Below are 19,689 nucleotides of genomic sequence, written 5' to 3' on the forward strand. Positions count from 1 at the left end.
CCCGGACCCGCCCGGAGAGGTTCTCCTCAGGTCGCGGGGGCGACCAGGGGACGGACGGAGCGACGAGCCCGCCCGACGCGGCGGGCTGTTACCGCCGACACCGAGGAGAGACATACCTGAGCAGTGGGGGAGCTGTGACCACAGAGACGACATTCAGGGGCAGGGCAGGGATGGTGGCGCAGCCCGCGCCTGCGCCGGCCCAGCCGGCGACGACGACGCCGGAGCCGGTCGGTACGCGCGAGCAGCCGACCCGCGCCATCGCGAGCAGCACACCGGTCCGCCGGGTCTTCCCGTCGATCAGCTGGCCGCGACGGTACTCGTCGCTCGTGCTCACGACCGACCTCGCAGCGATCCTCGTCGCCACGGCGACCGCGTTCATGCTGTCGCTCCCGTCGGCGGACCCGGCACGGCCCGGCGCGAACGTCGTCGTCGGCCTCGTCCTCGCGGTGCTGTGGCTCGCGAGCCTCGCGGCCGAGAAGTCCCGTGACCGGCGCATCGTCGGGATCGGGGTCGAGGAGTACGGGCGCGTGTGGCGTGCGACGTGGCACGTCTTCGCCGCCGTCGCGCTCGCGGCCTACGTCGCCGAGGTGGACCTGCCGCGCGAGTACGTCGCGATCGCGATCCCGCTCGGCACGGCGCTCCTGCTCGTCGGGCGCTACGGCGCCCGCACCTACCTCAAGAGGCTGCGTCGTCGCGGCCGCGCGCTCTCGCGCATGGTCCTGATCGGCTCGCGGTCCGGCGTCGCCGAGCTCGCCCGGGAGATCGCTGCGCGCCCTCTCGCCGGATACGTCGTCGTCGGAGCCTGCGTCCCGGACGGCGACCCGCTCGAGGGCGAGTGGATCGACGACGTCCCTGTCCTGGGCGACGTGCTCGACGTCCCGCACACCGTCACCCGCGTGCGGGCCGACGCCGTCGCTGTCGTCGGCGCCGACCACATCAACGCGTCCGTCGTCCGCGACCTCGGGTACCGGCTCGAGTCCACGGGCACCGACCTGATCGTCGCGCCCGGGCTCGTCGACGTCGCGGGTCCCCGCATGGTGCTCAGCCCCGCCGAGGGCCTGTCCCTCGTCCACGTCGACGCGCCGCAGTACGCGGGCGTGCGCTACGTCTTCAAGTCGATCATCGACTGGGTCGGCGCGCTCGTGGTCGTCCTCCTGCTCTCGCTGCCGATGCTCGCGATCGCCGCCGCGATCCGCCTGACGAGCGATGGGCCGGCCCTCTACCGCCAGGAGCGCGTGGGGCGGGACGGCAAGACGTTCCGCATGATCAAGTTCCGCTCGATGCGCGTGGGTGCCGACGCGGAGCGTGCGGTCCTCGAGGGCGAGAACGAGGGCAACGGTGTGCTGTTCAAGCTCAAGGACGACCCTCGGGTCACGCCGCTCGGTCGTGTCCTGAGGCGCTACTCGCTCGACGAGCTGCCGCAGCTGTTCAACGTGCTCAAGGGCGAGATGAGCCTCGTCGGCCCGCGGCCGCCGCTGCCGAGCGAGGTCGCTCTCTACGACGGGTGGGCGCCGCGGCGCATGCTCGTCAAGCCTGGACTGACTGGCCTCTGGCAGATCAGCGGGCGGTCCGACCTGTCGTGGGACGAGGGTCTGCGGAAGGACCTCTACTACGTCGAGAACTGGACCATCGCCGGTGATCTGCTCATCCTCCTGCGCACGGCGAAGGCTGTCTTCGCGCACGAGGGTGCCTACTGAGCCGCGCCCCCGATCGGCTCACAAGAGCCCGGCCGCGCACCCTGTCGAGGGAGCGCGGCCGGGCTCTCGCCCACCGGGAGGATGTGGGACGTCGATAGGAGGGCGCGTCGGCGCGCAGCACGTTGCTGCAACGTTGCAGGTGTCCGAGCCGCGGAATCTCGCCATCGCCCTCGATGGAGTTGTGCCACCCAGGCTAGTGGAACGGGTTCCTTCTGCAAACGCTCGGAACGGTTGCGGCGAGGTTGCGGGCATGCCTACGGTGGCCGAGCCTGCAGATGCAGGCTGTCGCCTGGGAGGAGCGGCATCGTACGGGTCGCTCAAGGTCGAACGATTCGCCCACGAGAGCGCGCCCTTTTCCCGTGAGAGGCAGCTTGATGCTCATCAGAAGAAGCACCACAACGACAGCGCCGTCGTCCGTGCGGCTCAAGGCGTTCGCGATCGCCGCGGGCGCCGCCCTCCTCGCCGGAGCGGGCCTTGCGAGCGGCGCGGCCGCCGCCCCGGCGCCCGCGACCGTCGCCGCCGCCCCGGTCGCGCTCGGCGCGCCCGAGGTCCCCGGTCGCGGCAGCACCGCCCTCAACCTGTTCCAGTGGACGTGGAGCTCGGTCGCCGCCGAGTGCACGTCGACGATCGGACCCGCGGGCTTCGCGTACGTCCAGGTCTCGCCGCCCCAGGAGCACATCCAGGGGACGGCCTGGTGGACGTCGTACCAGCCGGTCAGCTACCGCCTGGAGAGCAAGCTCGGCACGCGTGCCGAGTTCAAGAACATGGTCGACACGTGCCGCGCCGCCGGCGTGGGCATCATCGCCGACGCCGTCATCAACCACATGACCGGCGCTGACGCCGGTTCGGGGACCGGCACGGGCGGCAGCACCTTCGGCGTCGACAACTTCCCGGGGATCTACGACGCGAGCAGCTTCAACGACTGCCGCTCGAACATCTCCAACTACGGCGACCGCTACCAGGTGCAGAACTGCCGGCTCGTCTCCCTGCAGGACCTGCGCACCGGCTCGAACGCCGTCCGCGACCGCATCGCCGCTTACCTCAACGACCTCCTGAGCCTCGGCGTCGCCGGCTTCCGCATGGACGCCTCCAAGCACATCCCTGCCGCCGACCTCGAGGCGATCAAGTCGCGGCTGAGCAACCCGAACGTCTTCTGGGTCCACGAGGTCATCGGCTCGGCCGGCGAGCCGATCCAGCCCTCGGAATACCTCGGTTCAGGCGACTCGCACGAGTTCCAGTACGCGCGGAACCTCAAGAGCTACATGGACGGGTCGATCGCCGGCATCCGCGGGATCACCAACGGCCTGCTTCCGTCCGACCGTGCCGGCGTCTTCGTCGACAACCACGACACGGAGCGTGACGGTCACGGCACCATGAACTACCAGTGGGGCCAGAAGTACATCCTCGGCAACGTCTTCATGCTCGCCTACCCGTACGGGTGGCCGACCGTGTACTCCGGCTACAAGTTCACCGACCGCGACGCGGGCGTGCCGGGTTCGACGGCGACCCGCGTCCCGGACGCGAGCTGCTCCAACACCGCGGTGTGGACGTGCATGCACCGCAAGCCCGAGATCCAGGGCATGGTCAAGTTCCGCAACGCGGTCAGCGGCACGTCGGTGACGAGCTGGTGGGACGACGGCAACAACCACATCGCGTTCGGCCGCGGCGACAAGGGTTACGTCGTGATCAACAACGGTGCGAACGCCGTGACGCGCACGTACCAGACGTCGCTCCCGGCGGGGGAGTACACCGACCTCGTCTCTGCGACCGGCACCCGGTACACGGTCGACTCTTCCGGCCGCTTCACCGCGACCGTCCCGCAGTACGGCGCGCTCGCGCTCGCCGTCGTCGCCTCGACGCCCGGCGGCGGGGAGCCGGGTGACCCCGGGCAGAACCGCACGACCGTCTTCTACCGGACGTCCTGGAGCACGACGAACATCCACTACCGGGTCGGGTCGGGCGCCTGGACGACAGCGCCCGGCCGCGCGATGACGCCGGCGTGCACCGGCTACGCCAAGATCGACCTCGACCTGGGCTCCGCCACGAGCGCGACCGCCGCGTTCAACAACGGCTCCGGCACGTGGGACAACAACGGCTCGCGCGACTACACCCTGAGCGGGGCGTCGGTCATCGTCGAGAACGGCGCCGTGCGCGCAGGCGACCCGTGCCGGTCCGCGACGACGTCGACGACCGTCTACTACCCGGCGCGGTGGGGCTCGGTGAAGATCCACTACAAGGTCGGGTCCGGATCCTGGACGGCGGTCCCCGGCGTCTCGATGACGCCCGCGTGCTCCGGCTGGGTCCGACACACCGTCGAGTCCGGCGGCCAGACCGTCGTCGCGGCCTTCAACGACGGCTCTGGCACGTGGGACAACAACGGCACCCGCGACTACACCCTGAACGGCGCGGTAGCGCGCGTCCAGGACGGTCAGGTCTCGTCGACCAACCCCTGCCCGAGCAGCTGAGCGCAGCACGACGGCGGCCGCGGGCCCGGGGCGAACGTCGCCCCGGGCCCGCGGCGTCGCGCGGCCCGCAGCGGGTCATAGGACGAAAGACGGTCCACGGCAGCGCCGGGGAGGTCCTAGGATTGAGACGACAACCACCAAGTCTTCTCAAGGAGTTTCTGTGGCCATCATCGAAGCCGTGCACGCCCGCGAGATCCTCGACTCCCGTGGCAACCCGACCGTCGAGGTCGAGGTCGTCCTCGAGGACGGCACGTTCGCGCGTGCCGGCGTCCCGTCCGGTGCCTCCACCGGCGCCTTCGAAGCAGTCGAGCGCCGTGACGGCGACAAGGGCCGCTACCTCGGCAAGGGCGTCCAGGGCGCCGTCGACGCCGTCAACGACGTGATCGAGGACGAGCTCATCGGCTTCGACGCTGGCGACCAGCGCGCGATCGACGCTCGCCTGATCGAGCTCGACGGCACCCCGAACAAGGGCAAGCTCGGCGCCAACGCGATCCTCGGCGTCTCGCTCGCCGTCGCGAAGGCCGCTGCCGAGTCGGCCGGTCTCGAGCTCTTCCAGTACGTCGGCGGCCCGAACGCCCACGTCCTGCCCGTCCCGATGATGAACATCCTCAACGGTGGCTCGCACGCTGACTCGAACGTCGACATCCAGGAGTTCATGATCGCGCCGATCGGCGCGTCCTCCTTCAAGGAGGCCCTGCGCATGGGCGCAGAGGTCTACCACTCCCTCAAGTCCGTCCTCAAGAGCGAGGGCCTGGCCACGGGCCTCGGCGATGAGGGTGGCTTCGCGCCGAACCTCCCGTCGAACCGCGCTGCGCTCGACCTGATCCTCGTCGCGATCGAGAAGGCCGGCTACAAGCCGGGCGTCGACGTCGCGCTCGCGCTCGACGTCGCGTCGACCGAGTTCTTCAAGGACGGCGCCTACCAGTTCGAGGGCGGCCAGAAGACCGGCGCCGAGATGATCGAGTACTACGCGCAGCTCGTCGCGGACTACCCGCTCGTCTCCATCGAGGACCCGCTGTCCGAGGACGAGTGGGAGGACTGGGCCAAGCTCGTCGAGACCGTGGGCGACAAGGTCCAGATCGTCGGCGACGACCTGTTCGTCACCAACCCGGAGCGCCTCGCCAAGGGCATCGAGCTCAAGTCGGCCAACTCGCTCCTGGTCAAGCTCAACCAGATCGGCTCGCTCACCGAGACCCTCGAGGCCGTCCAGCTCGCGCAGCGTGCCGGCTTCACGGCGATGGTGTCGCACCGCTCGGGCGAGACCGAGGACGTGACGATCGCCGACCTGTCGGTCGCGGTCAACGCGGGCCAGATCAAGACCGGTGCCCCCGCCCGTGGCGAGCGCATCAACAAGTACAACCAGCTGCTGCGCATCGAGGACAACCTCGGCGCTGCTGCCACCTACGCGGGCGCCTCGGCGTTCCCGCGCTGGAAGGCGTGACGCTCGCCTAGCGCGACAGCTCGTCCGGAGGCCGGTTCCCGTCAGGGAGCCGGCCTCCGGCGTCCCCGGGCCCGTGTGGGCTCGGTGAAGGAAGCCTCCCTGCGCCCGGCTGCCGAGAGTCGCTGACGGTTTTCACGCCGTCGGCGGGCGAGGATGGAGACATGTCTGCCCGGCGCCCCGTGACGCCCGTCAGCCCCGTGCGGGCTGGCGGCGCTAAGCCGCGCGCCCAGCGGAACGACGGCGGCCGTCCCGCGTCGTCGCGCCCCGCCGGCCGTGAGGCGCGCTCGGCGCGCACCCCGGCCGCGCCCCCGGAGCGGCCCCGCTCGTCGTGGCCGCGCGTCCTGACGATGCGTTCGGCCGCGCTCGCGATCGTCGTCATGCTCGCGTTCGTCATGCTCTTCCCGACCGTCCGCGCGTACTTCTCGCAGGCTGCCCACCTCCAGGCGCTGCGCGACCAGGTCGCGGCAGCGACCGAGCGCAACGAGGAGCTCGAGTACCAGCGGCGCCGCTTCGCCGACGACGCGTACGTCGCGTCGCAGGCGCGCGAGCGCCTCGCGTTCGTCTACCCGGGGGAGACGGCGTACCGCGTCCTCGACCCCGAGACGGTCGAGGACGCCGTCAACCCGGGGACGGGCAAGCCGGAGGGGGACGGCCCCGTCGACGTCGGCTTCGCGGACACCCCCTGGTACTCGACGATCTGGAACTCCCTCGAGGTCGCGGGTGACGTCGTCGTCGACGACGAGGACGACCCCGACGCCCCCTGAGCCGCGCGTGCGCGACAATGGGGTGCCCCATCCTTCCGACGACTGACGGAGTCCCGTGAACGACCAGCCTGCGGCGAACCCTGCCGCCGACGACCCGACCGCCCGCCTGGGGCACGACGCGACCGTGACCGACGGCGACCTCGCAGTCGTCGCCGAGCAGCTGGGGCGGCTTCCCCGCGGTGTCGTGGGCATCGCGGCGCGGTGCCGCTGCGGTCGTCCGCTCGTCGTGCGCACGGCGCCGCGGCTCGACGACGGGACGCCGTTCCCGACGACGTACTACCTCACGCATCCCGTGCTCGTGGCGGCCGCGAGCACGCTCGAGGCCAACGGCGTCATGAAGGAGATGTCCGAGCGGCTCACGCAGGACGAGGAGCTCGCCGCGGCGTACCGCCGCGCGCACGAGCACTACCTCGCGCAGCGCGAGGAGCTCGGCCACGTCGACGAGATCGACGGCATCTCTGCCGGCGGCATGCCGACGCGTGTGAAGTGCTTGCACGTCCTCATCGGGCACGCCCTCGCGGCGGGCCCGGGCGTGCAGCCGCTCGGCGACGAGGCGCTCGAGATGATCCGCGACACGTGGAACCGCGACCGCTGCTTCTGCTGAACCGCCTGGCCCCGACGCGGGCCGGACGGTCCTGCGCGGAGCGTCGGCGACAGGTGCGAGGATGTTCCGCGTGACTCGCGTAGCTGCCATCGACTGTGGGACCAACTCCATCCGCCTCCTCGTCGCCGACGTGGCGCCGGACGGCTCTCTGACGGACCTCGTGCGCCGCATGGAGGTCGTGCGTCTGGGGCAGGGGGTGGACCGCACGGGCGAGCTCGCTCCGGAGGCGCTCGCCCGCACGCTCGAGATGACGCGCGAGTACGCGGCGACGATCGCCGAGCTTGGCGCCGAGCATGTCCGCTTCGTCGCGACGTCCGCGACGCGTGACGCGCGCAACCGCCAGGAGTTCGTCGACGGCGTCCGCGAGATCCTCGGCGTCGAGCCGGAGGTGGTCGCGGGCGACGAGGAGGCCGAGCTCTCCTTCGCAGGTGCGACGAGCGTCCTCGGGGGCGAGCACGGCGGCCCGTTCGTCGTCGTCGACCTGGGCGGCGGCTCGACCGAGCTCGTGCTCGGCACGACGACGCCCGACGCCGCGCACTCGATGGACGTGGGTTGCGTCCGCATGACCGAGCGCCACCTGCACGACGACCCGCCGACCGCGGAGCAGGAGGCCGGCGCTCGCGCCGACGTCCGCGCCGCGCTCGACACGGCGCAGCAGACCGTCGACCTGGGGCAGGCCGTCACGCTCGTCGGGCTCGCCGGCTCGGTCACGACGGTGACCGCGCACGCGCTCGGTCTGCCGGTGTACGACCGCGACAAGATCAACGGCGCGGTCCTGCCCGTCGAGGACGTCCTCGCGGCGTGTGACAGCCTCGTGCACATGCCGCGCGACGAGCGCGCGGCGCTCGGCTTCATGCACCCCGGGCGCGTGGACGTCATCGCGGCGGGGGCGCTCGTCTGGTCCGAGGTCGTCGCGCGCGTGCGCGACGAGGTCGCGGCGCGCGGCGGCACCCTGACGTCGGTCGTCACGAGCGAGCACGACATCCTCGACGGGATCGCCCTCAGCGCCGCCGCTCGTGACTGACGGGGGCACCCCCTCCGTCTCCGGGCCCGGCGCCGCCGCGCCCGGCACGTCCGCGAGCCGCCCGGTCCGCCTCGACGCGCTCACCGGCCTGCGCTGGTGGGCCGCGTTCGCGGTCTTCGCGCACCACGTCGGTCAGCTCGTCGTCCTGCCTCCCGAGATCGCGCGCCCCCTGATGGTCGGCACGCACGGCGTGACGTTCTTCTTCGTCCTGTCAGGGTTCGTGCTCACGTGGTCCTCGGGGCGAGCGGTCCCGGGCTTCGTGCCGCCGGACGCTCCCACGTTCTGGTGGCGGAGGGTGGCGCGGATCTACCCGGCGCACCTCGTCGCCCTCGCGCTCGCCCTCCCGGTCTTCACGACGCTCGCGCTCGACCAGGACGCCGGGCCGTGGGTGCGTCCGCTCGACGCCGTGCTGATCATCCTCTCGGTGCTCCTGCTCCAGGGGTGGTCCCGCGAGCCGGGCGTCCTGTTCTCGGGCAACCCGGCCGCGTGGACCCTGACGTGCGAGGCCTTCTTCTACGCCCTGCACCCCGCCGCGGACCGCGCGCTCGCGCGCACGACGCGCCGTGGAGCGCTCGCCGTCGCGGGCGCCGTCGTCGGCGTCGCGGTGCTCGTGCGGGTGCTCGTGCTCGCCGGGGGAGACGTCGGTGCTTCGGTCGGCGGGCTGCCGTGGCCCGTCCTGCGGTTGTCGGAGTTCCTGCTCGGCATGGCGCTCGCCCGCGCCGTCGCCCTCGGCTGGCGGCCCCGGCTGCCGGTGCTGCCGGTCGCGTTCGGCGTCGTCGCGCTCGGTGCGTGGTTCTTCGCCGGGGACGACGTGCTCGTGTCCGCGGGCTTCAGCGAGGGCGTGGTGGCCGTCCAGCGTGGCCTCGCGGGCGGGCTCCAGGAAGTGATGACGGTCGGGACGGCGGCCCTCGTCGTCGCGGTCGCCGTGCGTGAGCTCGAGGGGCGGCCGAGCCGCCTCGCGGGCCGGTTCGCCGTACGGCTGGGGGAGTGGTCGTTCGCGTTCTACCTCGTCCACGCGACGGTCGTGTACGGCCTGGTCGCCCTTCTCGGCCGTCAGCAGGGCTTCGCCGGGCTGGCCGCCACCGTCCTCGCGTTCGTCCTGTCCCTCGCGGCCGCCTGGGCGCTGCACGCCGGTGTCGAGCGTCCCGTCGAGAGGCGGATGCGCAGCGCGTGGGACCAGCGGCGACGGGCTCGCGCGGTCCGCTGAGCATCGTCAGGCCCGCCCCGGTCCCGTGTGACGGACGAGACGGATGCGCGCAGGCGAGGGCGTATTAGCATTGACTCATGCCCCAGAATGAACTGTCCTCGGTGGACGCTGCCCAGAACCAGGCACCGGCCAAGCCGAAGCCCCGCAAGGTCCCGCGCATCGTCGTCCTCGGCGGTGGCTCGGTCGGCCTCTACTCCGCCCGTCGTCTTCGCAAGCGTCTGGGGAAGCGCGAGGCGGCGATCGTCGTCGTCGACCCGCGTCCTTACATGACCTACGCGCCCTTCCTCCCGGAGGCCGCAGCCGGCTCGATCGACGGCCGTCACGTCGTCGCCCCGCTGCGCCGCGCGATGAAGAACGTCGACCTGCTCCAGGGCATGGTCACCGGCATCGCCCACGCCGACCGCAAGGTCACGATCCAGCCCGAGGGTGGCGAGGCGTACTCGATCACCTACGACCACCTCATCGTCGGTCTCGGCTCGGTCGCCCGCACGCTGCCCATCCCGGGCCTCGCGGAGCAGGCGATCGGCTTCAAGACGGTCGAGGAGGCCATCGCCGTCCGCAACCAGGTGCTCAACCGGATCGACGTCGCGTCGTCCACCTGGGACCCTGAGGTGCGCAAGCGCATGCTCACCTTCGTCTTCGTCGGTGGTGGCTTCGCCGGCATCGAGGCGCTCGGCGAGGTCGAGGACATGGCCCGCGCCGCGGTCAAGTACTACCCCGAGCTCGACGCCGCCGACCTGCGCTTCGTGCTTGTCGAGGGCTCGCCCCGCATCCTGCCCGAGGTGTCCGAGGAGCTCGGTGGCTACACCCTCGAGGTGCTGCGCAAGCGCAACATCGAGATCCACCTCTCGACGTTCCTGAACTCGTGCGTGGACGGGCACGTCGTGCTCTCCAACAAGGTCGAGTTCGACGCCGACACGATCGTGTGGACCGCCGGCGTCAAGGCCAACCCGGTCCTCCAGGACTCCGACCTGCCGCTCGACCAGATGGGTCGCGTGACCTGCCTGCCGACGCTCCAGGTCGTCGACGCCGAGGGCAACGTCGTGCCCGACGCGTGGGCCGCCGGTGACTGCGCCGCCGTCCCGGACCTGCTCAACCCGGGCAAGTTCTGCCCGCCGAACGCCCAGCACGCGATCCGCCAGGCGAACCACCTCGGCGACAACCTCGCCAAGGTGCTGCGCAGCGCGGAGCCGACCGAGTACAGCCACAAGAACGTCGGCGCCGTCGCGTCGCTCGGCATGTACAAGGGCGTCGCCCAGATGTTCGGCCGCATCAAGGTCCGCGGCCCGCTCGCGTGGGTCCTGCACCGCACCTACCACGTCATGGCGATGCCGACCTGGAACCGCAAGATCCGCATCATGGCGGGCTGGACCGGCGCGCTGTTCCTGCGCCGCGAGGTCATCTCGCTCGGCTCGATCCACGACCCGCGCGCGTCCTTCCGCGCCGCGTCCGCGCCGCGGCCCGCCGCTCCGGCGAAGCCTGCGGCCGAGAGCAAGTAAGCACGCAGCAGCACACGAGAGGGGACGGCCCGGCGGGCCGTCCCCTCTCGCTATGCTCGGGCGGTGCCGCCCGGCGGCACGCCCCCGTAGCCCAACCGGCAGAGGCAGTCGGCTTAAACCCGACCGAGTGTGGGTTCGAGTCCCACCGGGGGCACCGGTTCTGCCCCTTCCGCGAGACGAGCAGGAGAACACCCAGGTGCCGCCCAGATCCGGCCAGTAGGATCGGCGCACGCAGCGTGCGGGCGGACCGCCCGGCAGAGCCGGGAACGGATCGACCACCTCGCGCGTTCAGCGTGCAGGGGCGTCATCCAGGCGCCTCGTGAACACACCCGGCCCCCTGGAGGACCAGTGTCCAACCCCGCCTTCGGATCCAACCCCGTCTTCGCCGACCCGGTGAAGCGCCGCGGCGAGGCTTCCGTCAGCCCTGCGACCCTCGACGCCATGTACGGTGCGCCGTCCGCGACGCCGGTGCAGACGAACCGCTTGACCTACGACGACGTCATCGTGAAGACCGGCGGCCTGCTCGGCCTGCTCGTCATCGTCGCGGCCATCACCTGGCAGCTCACGGACGCGATGCCCGGCCTGTACCTCGTCGGCCTCGGCGTCGGCTTCGTGCTGGCCCTCGTCAACATCTTCAAGAAGACCCCGAGCCCCGCGCTCATCACGGCGTACGCCGTCGCGGAGGGTGTGTTCCTCGGTGGTCTGAGCGCGATCCTCGACTCGGTGTACCCGGGCATCGCGATGCAAGCGCTCATCGCCACCGTCGTCACCGCGGGCGTCACCCTCGCCCTCTTCGCGTCGGGCAAGGTCCGCGTGTCCGCCAAGGCGACCAAGATCTTCCTCGTCGCGATGATCGGCTACGCCGTGTTCAGCCTGGTCAACCTCGGCATGATGCTGTTCGGCGCGACCGACGCCGCGTGGGGCCTGCGCTCCGAGATCACGATCGCCGGCCTGCCGCTCGGCGTCGTCATCGGTGCTCTCGCCGTCGTGCTCGCCGCGTACTCGCTCGTCATGGACTTCGACTCCATCAAGCGCGGCGTCGAGTCCGGTGCCCCGCGGAACTTCGCGTGGAGCGCGGCCTTCGGCCTCATCCTCACGCTCGTGTGGCTCTACACCGAGTTCCTCCGCATCTTCGCGCTGCTCTCCGGGCGCGACTGACCGACCCGTCTGCGGCGCCCCTGCGAGCGCCCTAGGCTTGACCACGGTCGCGCTCCCGCGCGCCCGACCGACGACGAGAGGCAGTCATGGCTTCACTTCCCCAGGCGTCCGGTGGGTTCGGCGACAAGCCGGTCCTGACGTTCCCCGACGCAGCAGCACCTGAAGAGCTCGAGATCAAGGTGCTCGTCCAGGGCTCCGGCGACACCGTCGAGGCCGGCAACACCATCGTCGTGAACTACCTGGGTCAGACCTGGGGCGGTCACGTCTTCGACAACTCCTACGACCGTGGCGCGTCGATCGACTTCCCGATCGGCGTCGGCGCCGTCATCGGCGGCTGGGACCAGGGCCTCGTCGGCCAGCAGGTCGGCTCCCGCGTCCTGCTGTCGATCCCGCCGCACCACGGCTACGGCTCGCGAGGCGTGCCGCAGGCCGGCATCGGTGGCGACGACGTCCTCGTCTTCGTCGTCGACATCCTCGGCGTCAGCTGACACCAGCACCCCTCACGCAGGGCCGGACCTCCACCGAGGTCCGGCCCTGCGTGCGTACCGGCCCCGACGCCGCGCCGGACCGGTGGACGTCACCGGCCTGCACGGCCGCACTATCGTGGCCGCATGCGAGTCGGCGTCTGCATCCTTCCCCAGTACCGGTGGCCCGAGGCCGCACCCATGTGGCGGGAGGTCGAAGAGCTCGGCTTCGACCACGCCTGGACGTACGACCACCTCGCGTGGCGCACGCTCGCGGGCGAGCCATGGTTCGCGACCGTCCCCACGCTGACGGCCGCGGCCCTCGCGACCGAGCGCATCCCGCTCGGCACGTTCGTCGCGTCCCCGAACTTCCGCCACCCCGTGACGTTCGCGAAGGACGTCATGACGCTCGACGACATGTCCGGCGGGCGCCTCCTCCTCGGCATCGGTGCTGGCGGGCGCGGCTTCGACGCCGCCGTCCTCGGCCAGGACGAGCTCACGCCCGGGCAGCGCGTGCGGCGCCTCGACGAGTTCTGCACCCTCCTCACGACGATGCTCACCCAGCCCGTCACGGACCACGTCGGCGAGTTCTACACGGCCGTCGACGCCCGCACCTTCCCCGGTCCCCTCGACGGTCCACCGCCGCTCCTCGTCGCGGCCAACGGCCCGCGCGCGCTCGACGTCGCCGTGCGCCACGGCAGCGGCTGGGTCACGACCGGCCTCGAGGACATGGAGTCCGAGGAGGCGTGGTGGGCCGGTCTCGAGGTGCTCACCGCGCGCCTCGACGAGGCGCTGCTCCGCGGCGGACGCGAGGACGCGGTCGAGGACCACGAGCTGTTCCCGCGCTACCTCTCCCTCGACTCGTTCACCTACTCGCTCGGGCCTGCCGGCGACGGCGGGCACCTCGAGGGGGTCGCCCGGCTCGAGCACATGGTCGGCCGCGCGGCCGAGCTCGGCTTCACCGACGTCGTCGTGCACCGGCCGCGACCGGACGGGCTCTACGCGGGGGACCCGGCGATCCTCGCCGAGGTCGCCGCGGCGCTCCCGCGGCTGCGTGCGCTCTGACGAGCCGCGGGCTACCCGCGGACCGAGCGCGTGACGGTGAACTTGGGGTTCTGCCCCGCGTGGGTCGTCGGCCCGACGACGCGACCCAGCTCGCCGCGGTACCGCAACGGCGTGTTGTAGACCGTCCACAGCACCCCGCCAGGGCGCAGCACGCGCGCGGCCGCGCGGAACATCGCCGACGCGATGTCCGTGCTGATCGCCGCCCCCGCGTGGAACGGCGGGTTGCACACGACGACGTCGACGCTCGCGTCCGGGACCGAGGCCGCGACGTCGTCGCGCAGCACCTCGACCCGGTCACCGACGCCGTTCGCGCGCGCCGTGAGCGCGGCCGACGCGACCGCAGCGGCCGACCGGTCGGTCGCGACGACGCGCGCCGACGGCACCGCGCGCGCGACGGCCGAGGCGAGCAGTCCCGTGCCGCAGCCGAGGTCGAGCCCGGTGCCGCCCTCGGGGAGGTCCGCGGCGACGTCGTCGAGGAAGGTCAGCAGGAAGCGCGTGCCGATGTCGAGGCTCGTCCCCGCGAACGCCGCACCGTGCGCGACGACGTCCAGGCCGACGTCGCCGTGGTGCACCGAGCGGGGGAACGGGACGGCGCCTGCGGGCGCCGGGCGCGGGGAGCGCGCGACGAGCGCGCGCGACTTGCCGTGCGCGAGGGTCGCGCGCACGTCGTCGAACCGGGAGGCGAGCACCTCGTTCATGCTGCGGGTCATGTGCTTGAGGCGGCCCGTCGCGAGGAACGTGACGTCAGCGGCGGCGTGGTCGGCGACGAGCGCCGCCTGCTCGGCGAGCGCGTCGAGAGCGCGGGGGAGCCGCGCGAGGACGAGCCGCGCGCCCCCGACGACTGACGGCGTCAGTGCGGGTTCGACCCGCAGCTCGGGGAGAAGCGCCGGCATGTCCCGGCCCTCCGCGCCCGGCAGCGACGTCGCACGCGTCGCGGGGTCCCCGGGCCGCGGGACGCCGTCGAGCCGCGCCGCGTTCGCGAGGATCGCGCGCTCGCTCGTTACCGCGTCCGTGTGCACGCGGACGTCGCGTGCGCCGAGCGCGACGGCGCCGAGCGCGAGCGCCCCGTACGCGTCGTCGATCACGACGACCTCGCCCGGGCCGCACGTCGCGAGCAGCGGCGCAGCCTCGGCGAGCAGGAGCCGGTCGGCGGCGTCGACCGCGACGAGGTCCGCCCCGACGTCGGGCCAGCGGCTCAGGCCGTCGAGGACGGGGTCGACGGCGGGCGGGAGGACGAGCGGCATGGTCCCGATTCTCCCGCACCCCGGACGCTCGCCGCGCGGGGCAGACCGACAGCGGCCGAGCGGCTAGCGTGGGCGCATGAAGTTTGCCGAGCACGTCAGCGAGCTGGTCGGGAACACCCCTCTCGTCCGGCTGAACACCGTCACCGCGGGCCTCTCCGCGACCATCCTCGCCAAGGTCGAGTACCTCAACCCCGGCGGCTCCATCAAGGACCGCATCGCCCTGCGCATCATCGAAGCCGCAGAGGCCTCGGGGGAGCTGCAGCCGGGCGGCACGATCGTCGAGCCGACGAGCGGCAACACGGGGGTCGGCCTTGCGATGGTCGCGCAGCGCAAGGGTTATCGCTGCGTGTTCGTGTGCCCGGACAAGGTGAGCCAGGACAAGCGTGACGTGCTCGCCGCGTACGGTGCCGAGGTCGTCGTCACGCCGACGTCCGTCGCGCCTGACGACCCGAGCTCCTACTACTCGGTTTCCGACCGGATCGTCCGCGAGACGCCCGGCGCGTGGAAGCCCGACCAGTACTCCAACCTCAACGGGCCCGCGTCGCACTACGCGACGACCGGACCCGAGATCTGGGCCGACACGGACGGCAAGGTCACCCACCTCGTCGCGGGCGTCGGGACGGGCGGCACCATCACGGGCACCGGCCGCTTCCTGCGCGAGGTGTCCGCCGACCGTGCGCTCGAGGACGGCGGGGAGGTCCGCATCGTCGGCGCCGACCCCGAGGGGTCGGTCTACTCGGGCGGCACAGGCCGCCCGTACCTCGTCGAGGGCGTCGGCGAGGACTTCTGGCCGAAGGCCTACGACCCGGCCGTCCCGCACGAGATCATCGCCGTCTCCGACGCCGACTCGTTCGCGATGACACGTCGCCTCGCGCTCGAGGAGGCGCTCCTCGTCGGCGGCTCGTGCGGCATGGCCGTCGAGGCGGCCCTGCGGCTCGCCCGTCGCCTCGAGGACGAGGACCCGGAGGCCGCGAGGCGCGCGGTGATCGTCGTGCTGCTGCCCGACTCGGGCCGCGGGTACATGTCGAAGATCTTCTCGGACACGTGGATGCGCTCGTACGGCTTCCTCGACGCGGGCCAGGGTGTCACGGCTGGGGACGTGCTGCGCGGCAAGTCGGGCGACCTGCCCGCCCTCGTGCACACGCACCCGACCGAGACGGTGCGCGACGCGATCGAGATCCTGCGCGAGTTCGGCGTCTCGCAGATGCCGGTCGTGCTCGCGGAGCCGCCCGTCGTCATCGGTGAGGTCGCGGGCTCGGTGAGCGAGCGCGACCTGCTCGACGCCGTGTTCTCCGGTCGCGCGCAGCTGACCGACACGGTCGGGGCGCACATGGCGGCGGCGCTGCCGAAGATCGGCTCGGGTGAGCCGCTCGAGGCGGTGCGCGCCGCGCTGCACGACGCGGACGCGCTCATGGTGGTCGACGACGGGCACCCCGTCGGCGTGCTCACGCGGCACGACCTGCTGGGATATCTCGCAGGCTGAGCCGCGCGCCGTCTCACGTGCTGGCGTGACGCGCCCTTCGTGGGCCGGTGTCAGAGCGTCCGCGTAGCCTCGGAGACGTGAACGCACACTGGGACGACGCAGGTTTCTCCACCAAGGCCATCCACGCGGGCCAGGACCCGGACACGACGACGGGCGCCGTCGTCACTCCGATCTACCAGGTCTCGACGTACAAGCAGGACGGGGTCGGCGGGCTGCGCGGCGGGTACGAGTACTCCCGCTCCGGCAACCCGACGCGCACCGCGCTCGAGACCGCGCTCGCCGCGGTCGAGGGAGGGGAGCGCGCGTTCGCGTTCTCGTCCGGCCTCGCCGGCGAGGACGTCCTCCTGCGCGCGCTCACGCGACCGGGCGGTCACGTCGTCATGCCCGACGACGCGTACGGCGGAACGTACCGTCTCGTCGCCCGCGTGCACGGCGCGTGGGACGTCGGCCACACCCCGGTCAACACGTCCGACCCGCAGGCCGTCGCCGAGGCGATCCGCCCCGGCCAGACGACCGTGGTCTGGGTCGAGACGCCGTCCAACCCGCTCCTCGGCATCACCGACATCGCGGCGGTCGCCAAGGTCGCGCACGACGCCGGAGCGCTCCTCGTCGTCGACAACACGTTCGCCTCGCCCGCGCTGCAGCAGCCGCTCGCTCTCGGCGCGGACGTGGTCGTCCACTCGACGACGAAGTACGTCGGCGGGCACTCTGACGTCGTCGGCGGGGCCGTGGTCGTCGGGGCGGGCGCCGAGCTCCCGGGCGGCGTCGTCGGCCCGACGGGCACGACCAGCCTCGCGGACGCCGTCGGCTTCCTGCAGAACGCGGCGGGCGCCGTCGCGGGCCCGTTCGACGCGTGGCTCACGCTGCGCGGCCTCAAGACGCTCGGCGTCCGCATGGAGCGCCACAGCGCCAACGCGCTCGCCGTCGCGACGTTCCTCGAGACGCACCCCGCCGTCACCGAGGTTCTCTACCCGGGCCTCGAGTCGCACCCCGGCCACGAGGTCGCCAGCCGACAGATGCGCGCGTTCGGCGGCATGATCTCCTTCCGCACGGGCTCGCTCGACTCGGCGCTCGAGGTCGTCGACCGCACACGCGTGTTCACGCTCGCGGAGTCGCTCGGCGGCGTCGAGTCGCTCATCGAGCACCCGGGCCGCATGACGCACGCGTCGGTCGTCGGCTCGGCTCTCGAGGTCCCGGACGACCTCGTCCGTCTGTCCGTCGGTATCGAGGACCTCGACGACCTGATCGCGGACCTCACCCAGGCGCTCGGCTGACGATGACGGACAGCTGCCCCGTCGACGTCCCGACCGTCCCCCCGGTCGGGATGACGACGGCCGCGCGCCCTGCGTCCGGGGCAGCCGCACGCACCGCGCGGGAGGCTGCCCCGGCGGCGAGCGACAACGCGCCGGCTCGCGGCGCGCACCGCGTCGCCCTCACGTACTGCACGCAGTGCCGGTGGCTCGCGCGGGCGGCCTGGATGGCCCAGGAGATCCTCACGACGTTCCCCGAGGAGACCGAGGTGGCGCTCGTCCCCGGCCGCGGCGGCGTGTTCCAGGTCCGGGTCGACGACCAGCTCGTCTGGGACCGGCGCACCGACGGTGGGTTCCCCGAGATCACGACGCTCAAGCGCCTCGTGCGCGACGTCGTCGCTCCGGGCAGGCCCCTCGGGCACTCGGAGCGCTCGCGCGAGACAGCAGGTGGCGCATGAGCGCGCGGCGGACGACGGAGCGGTCGTGCAGCCGCGGGTGACGGTCGTGACCCTCGGGGTCGCGGACGTGCCGCGCTCGCGGCGCTTCTACGTCGACGGCTACCGCTGGGAGATCGCGGTCAACCCGGACTGGCCCGACCTCGTGCCCGACGACAGCTGAGCCGGGCGCGCGTCCTGGACGCGCGCCCGGCTCAGGCGTTCAGATGCCGCGCCCTCCCGGACGCGTGCGGCAGTCAGGCGCGAGGCGCCTTGCGGGCCGCCTTCTTCGCGGCCTCGGCGTCGCGGGCCTTGATCCGTTCCTCCTCGCGGCGCACCTCGGCGGCCGTCTCGCGCTCGCGCTGCAGCCATGCGGGGTTCGACTCGCGCAGCTCGTTGATCTGCTCGGTCGTCAGCGGGTCGGCGACGCCGCCGCGGGCGAGACCCGCGATCGAGATGCCGAGACGTGCGGCGACGACGGGTCGCGGGTGCGGACCCTCACGGCGCAGGTCGGCGAGCCACTGCGGCGGGTTCGCCTGGAGCGCGTCGAGCTCGTCGCGGGTGATGAGGCGCTGCTGGAAGTCCTCCGGGGTCGCGGGGAGGTACACGCCCAGCTTCTTCGCCGCGGTGGCGGCCTTCATCGACTGCGGGCTCTTGCGTGAGGTCATGGGGTCCATCCTATCGGCGTGCGGGCTGGCCGCGGGATGCCGCGGAACCGACCAGTAGCCTTGGCAGGTGGACGAGACCCCGCACGAGACCGTGCCGACCGAGCCCGAGGCAGCCGCCGCCCCGCAGGCGTTCCGGCTCGGCTTCGCGCCGGGCGTGACCCCCGCGAAGTGGGTGCGCACGTGGCGCGACCGGCTCACGGTGCCGCTCGAGCTCGTGCCGATCGCCGCGCTCGACGCTGGCGCGAGCGTGCGTGACGGCGTCGTCGACGCCGCCCTCGTGCGTCGCCCGGTCGTGCGCACGGGCCGCCCCGGCACGCCGCACGCCCGCGCCAAGGTTCTCCACGCGATCCCGCTGTACGACGAGGTGCCCGTCGTCGTCGTGGGCAAGGAGCACCTGCTGTCCCTCGCGGACGAGGTGACGATCGTCGACCTCGCCGAGGAGGTCGTGCTGCACCCGCTCGACGACCCGTTCGACTGGGCAGGCGTCGGGGACGACGCGGCCGACGCCGACCGCGGCACCCCGCCCGGTCTCCCGGCGGTCGAGCGCCCTGCCGACGCCGCGGCCGCGATCGCGCTCGTCGCTGCGGGAGTGGGCGTGGTCGTCGTGCCGATGTCCGTCGCGCGGCTGCACCACCGCAAGGACGTCGTGCACGTGCCCTACGCAGGCGGGCCGACGTCGGGCGTGAGCCTCGTGTGGCCGGTCGAGGGGGCGCACCCGCTCGCCGAGGAGCTCGTCGGTATCGTGCGCGGCCGCTCGGTCAACAGCTCGCGCGGTGCTGCCGCGACCGACACGCAGCAGGCCGCGGGCGGGGGAGAGCGCCAGGCGGCGCCCCTCACGCGCGCCGAGAAGGAGCGCCGGGCCAAGGCTGCGGCCGCGCGCAAGGCCGAGGACCACAAGGCCGCGCGCGCCCGCAAGGTCGCCGAGCGCAACGAGGCCGCCCGCGCCAAGGCCATGGGCAAGAAGGCCGCGAAGGCCAAGAAGCCCGGCAAGCTCAGCAAGGGCGGCGGTAAGGGCCGCAAGCGCTGACCTGGGTCGGGCGAGGCTGAAGCCTCGACGTCGGGCCATGCCCGCGAGGTAGGGCCTTCGACGCGAGGTAGGGGCTGCAGGGCCCTGTCTCGCGTGCACGCCCCTACCTCGGCGGAGAAGGCCGGCGGCCGAGTCCGACCGCGGCGTCCGAAGGCGGCGTCCGACGGCGGAAGGTAGCGGCGCGGGCCGCCCCGT

The 19,689-nt window shown here is 72.5% G+C and carries 18 protein-coding genes and 1 tRNA gene; 17 read left to right on the plus strand and 2 right to left on the minus strand.

Features of this window, described 5'->3' with window-relative positions:
• Positions 1-170: 170 nt before the first annotated feature.
• The 12 genes from ATL41_RS11265 (at position 171) to ATL41_RS11320 (ending at position 13,388) form a co-directional block, all read left to right on the plus strand.
• A complete protein-coding gene (locus ATL41_RS11265) occupies positions 171-1,697 on the plus strand; it encodes a sugar transferase (RefSeq protein WP_098458555.1) in 1,527 nt (508 codons plus the stop codon).
• A 374-nt stretch (positions 1,698-2,071) separates the two neighbouring features.
• Positions 2,072-4,162: a carbohydrate binding domain-containing protein gene (locus tag ATL41_RS11270; protein WP_169924561.1), complete on the plus strand. Its 2,091-nt coding sequence runs from the start codon at positions 2,072-2,074 to the stop codon at positions 4,160-4,162.
• Positions 4,163-4,322: 160 nt separating this feature from the next.
• The gene (gene eno / locus ATL41_RS11275; protein ID WP_098458556.1) at positions 4,323-5,603 is read left to right on the plus strand and encodes a phosphopyruvate hydratase; all 1,281 of its coding nucleotides are present in this window, start codon (positions 4,323-4,325) and stop codon (positions 5,601-5,603) included.
• A 161-nt stretch (positions 5,604-5,764) separates the two neighbouring features.
• On the plus strand, positions 5,765-6,367 hold the full coding sequence (locus ATL41_RS11280) for an FtsB family cell division protein (protein WP_098458557.1): 603 nt from the start codon (positions 5,765-5,767) through the stop codon (positions 6,365-6,367).
• A 106-nt stretch (positions 6,368-6,473) separates the two neighbouring features.
• Complete coding sequence (locus ATL41_RS11285; protein ID WP_181010261.1) at positions 6,474-6,971, plus strand: DUF501 domain-containing protein; 498 nt, start codon at positions 6,474-6,476, stop codon at positions 6,969-6,971.
• A 70-nt stretch (positions 6,972-7,041) separates the two neighbouring features.
• Positions 7,042-7,995: a Ppx/GppA phosphatase family protein gene (locus tag ATL41_RS11290; RefSeq protein ID WP_245854789.1), complete on the plus strand. Its 954-nt coding sequence runs from the start codon at positions 7,042-7,044 to the stop codon at positions 7,993-7,995.
• Positions 7,988-9,202, plus strand: a complete 1,215-nt coding sequence (locus ATL41_RS11295) for an acyltransferase family protein (RefSeq protein WP_098458560.1) — start codon at positions 7,988-7,990, stop codon at positions 9,200-9,202. The genes ATL41_RS11290 and ATL41_RS11295 overlap by 8 nt, the downstream gene beginning before the upstream one ends.
• Before the next feature lie 77 nt (positions 9,203-9,279).
• On the plus strand, positions 9,280-10,701 hold the full coding sequence (locus ATL41_RS11300; RefSeq protein WP_098458561.1) for an NAD(P)/FAD-dependent oxidoreductase: 1,422 nt from the start codon (positions 9,280-9,282) through the stop codon (positions 10,699-10,701).
• An 80-nt stretch (positions 10,702-10,781) separates the two neighbouring features.
• Positions 10,782-10,855 (plus strand) — tRNA-Leu (locus tag ATL41_RS11305).
• Between the two features lie 194 nt (positions 10,856-11,049).
• Positions 11,050-11,859, plus strand: coding sequence for a Bax inhibitor-1/YccA family protein (locus tag ATL41_RS11310; protein ID WP_098458562.1), 810 nt, complete (start codon positions 11,050-11,052; stop codon positions 11,857-11,859).
• Between the two features lie 86 nt (positions 11,860-11,945).
• Complete coding sequence (locus ATL41_RS11315) at positions 11,946-12,347, plus strand: FKBP-type peptidyl-prolyl cis-trans isomerase (RefSeq protein WP_098458563.1); 402 nt, start codon at positions 11,946-11,948, stop codon at positions 12,345-12,347.
• 123 nt (positions 12,348-12,470) lie between these two features.
• Positions 12,471-13,388 (plus strand): LLM class flavin-dependent oxidoreductase, encoded by a 918-nt coding sequence (locus ATL41_RS11320; protein ID WP_098458564.1) that lies wholly within the window; start codon positions 12,471-12,473, stop codon positions 13,386-13,388.
• An 11-nt stretch (positions 13,389-13,399) separates the two neighbouring features.
• On the opposite strand, the gene ATL41_RS11325 is transcribed toward ATL41_RS11320, so the two are convergent.
• Positions 13,400-14,632: a class I SAM-dependent methyltransferase gene (locus tag ATL41_RS11325; RefSeq protein ID WP_098458565.1), complete on the minus strand. Its 1,233-nt coding sequence runs from the start codon at positions 14,630-14,632 to the stop codon at positions 13,400-13,402.
• A 76-nt stretch (positions 14,633-14,708) separates the two neighbouring features.
• Between ATL41_RS11325 and ATL41_RS11330 the strand changes: the two genes are divergently transcribed.
• The 4 genes from ATL41_RS11330 to ATL41_RS13630 all read left to right on the plus strand — a co-directional run bounded on the left by ATL41_RS11330 (position 14,709) and on the right by ATL41_RS13630 (position 17,983).
• The gene (locus ATL41_RS11330; protein ID WP_098458566.1) at positions 14,709-16,115 is read left to right on the plus strand and encodes a cystathionine beta-synthase; all 1,407 of its coding nucleotides are present in this window, start codon (positions 14,709-14,711) and stop codon (positions 16,113-16,115) included.
• Positions 16,116-16,192: 77 nt separating this feature from the next.
• Positions 16,193-17,389: a cystathionine gamma-synthase gene (locus tag ATL41_RS11335; protein ID WP_098458567.1), complete on the plus strand. Its 1,197-nt coding sequence runs from the start codon at positions 16,193-16,195 to the stop codon at positions 17,387-17,389.
• A gap of 2 nt (positions 17,390-17,391) precedes the next feature.
• Entirely contained in the window at positions 17,392-17,823 is a 432-nt protein-coding gene (locus tag ATL41_RS11340; protein WP_245854790.1) for an Rdx family protein, read from the plus strand.
• Between the two features lie 37 nt (positions 17,824-17,860).
• Entirely contained in the window at positions 17,861-17,983 is a 123-nt protein-coding gene (locus tag ATL41_RS13630) for a hypothetical protein (protein WP_281253875.1), read from the plus strand.
• A gap of 73 nt (positions 17,984-18,056) precedes the next feature.
• On the opposite strand, the gene ATL41_RS11345 is transcribed toward ATL41_RS13630, so the two are convergent.
• Positions 18,057-18,467 carry a DUF5997 family protein gene (locus ATL41_RS11345; RefSeq protein WP_098458568.1) on the minus strand — a complete coding sequence of 137 codons (411 nt, stop codon included), beginning with the start codon at positions 18,465-18,467 and terminating at the stop codon, positions 18,057-18,059.
• A gap of 67 nt (positions 18,468-18,534) precedes the next feature.
• Here ATL41_RS11345 and ATL41_RS11350 point away from each other — a divergent pair, with 67 nt between their 5' ends.
• Positions 18,535-19,494, plus strand: coding sequence for a LysR substrate-binding domain-containing protein (locus ATL41_RS11350; protein WP_245854791.1), 960 nt, complete (start codon positions 18,535-18,537; stop codon positions 19,492-19,494).
• Positions 19,495-19,689: the final 195 nt, after the last annotated feature.

The organism is Flavimobilis soli (assembly GCF_002564025.1).
In the GTDB taxonomy this organism is placed as follows: Bacteria; Actinomycetota; Actinomycetes; order Actinomycetales; family Cellulomonadaceae; genus Flavimobilis; species Flavimobilis soli.

What these genes read in the sequence shown, in the direction of transcription:
- ATL41_RS11265 (WP_098458555.1), top strand. Translation starts at nt 171, where the DNA reads ATGGTGGCGCAGCCCGCGCCTGCGCCGGCCCAGCCGGCGACGACGACG.
- ATL41_RS11270 (WP_169924561.1), top strand. Translation starts at nt 2,072, where the DNA reads ATGCTCATCAGAAGAAGCACCACAACGACAGCGCCGTCGTCCGTGCGG.
- ATL41_RS11280 (WP_098458557.1), top strand. Translation starts at nt 5,765, where the DNA reads ATGTCTGCCCGGCGCCCCGTGACGCCCGTCAGCCCCGTGCGGGCTGGC.
- ATL41_RS11300 (WP_098458561.1), top strand. Translation starts at nt 9,280, where the DNA reads ATGCCCCAGAATGAACTGTCCTCGGTGGACGCTGCCCAGAACCAGGCA.
- ATL41_RS11315 (WP_098458563.1), top strand. Translation starts at nt 11,946, where the DNA reads ATGGCTTCACTTCCCCAGGCGTCCGGTGGGTTCGGCGACAAGCCGGTC.
- ATL41_RS11320 (WP_098458564.1), top strand. Translation starts at nt 12,471, where the DNA reads ATGCGAGTCGGCGTCTGCATCCTTCCCCAGTACCGGTGGCCCGAGGCC.
- ATL41_RS11325 (WP_098458565.1), bottom strand. Translation starts at nt 14,632, where the DNA reads ATGCCGCTCGTCCTCCCGCCCGCCGTCGACCCCGTCCTCGACGGCCTG.
- ATL41_RS11330 (WP_098458566.1), top strand. Translation starts at nt 14,709, where the DNA reads ATGAAGTTTGCCGAGCACGTCAGCGAGCTGGTCGGGAACACCCCTCTC.
- ATL41_RS11340 (WP_245854790.1), top strand. Translation starts at nt 17,392, where the DNA reads ATGACGGACAGCTGCCCCGTCGACGTCCCGACCGTCCCCCCGGTCGGG.
- ATL41_RS11345 (WP_098458568.1), bottom strand. Translation starts at nt 18,467, where the DNA reads ATGACCTCACGCAAGAGCCCGCAGTCGATGAAGGCCGCCACCGCGGCG.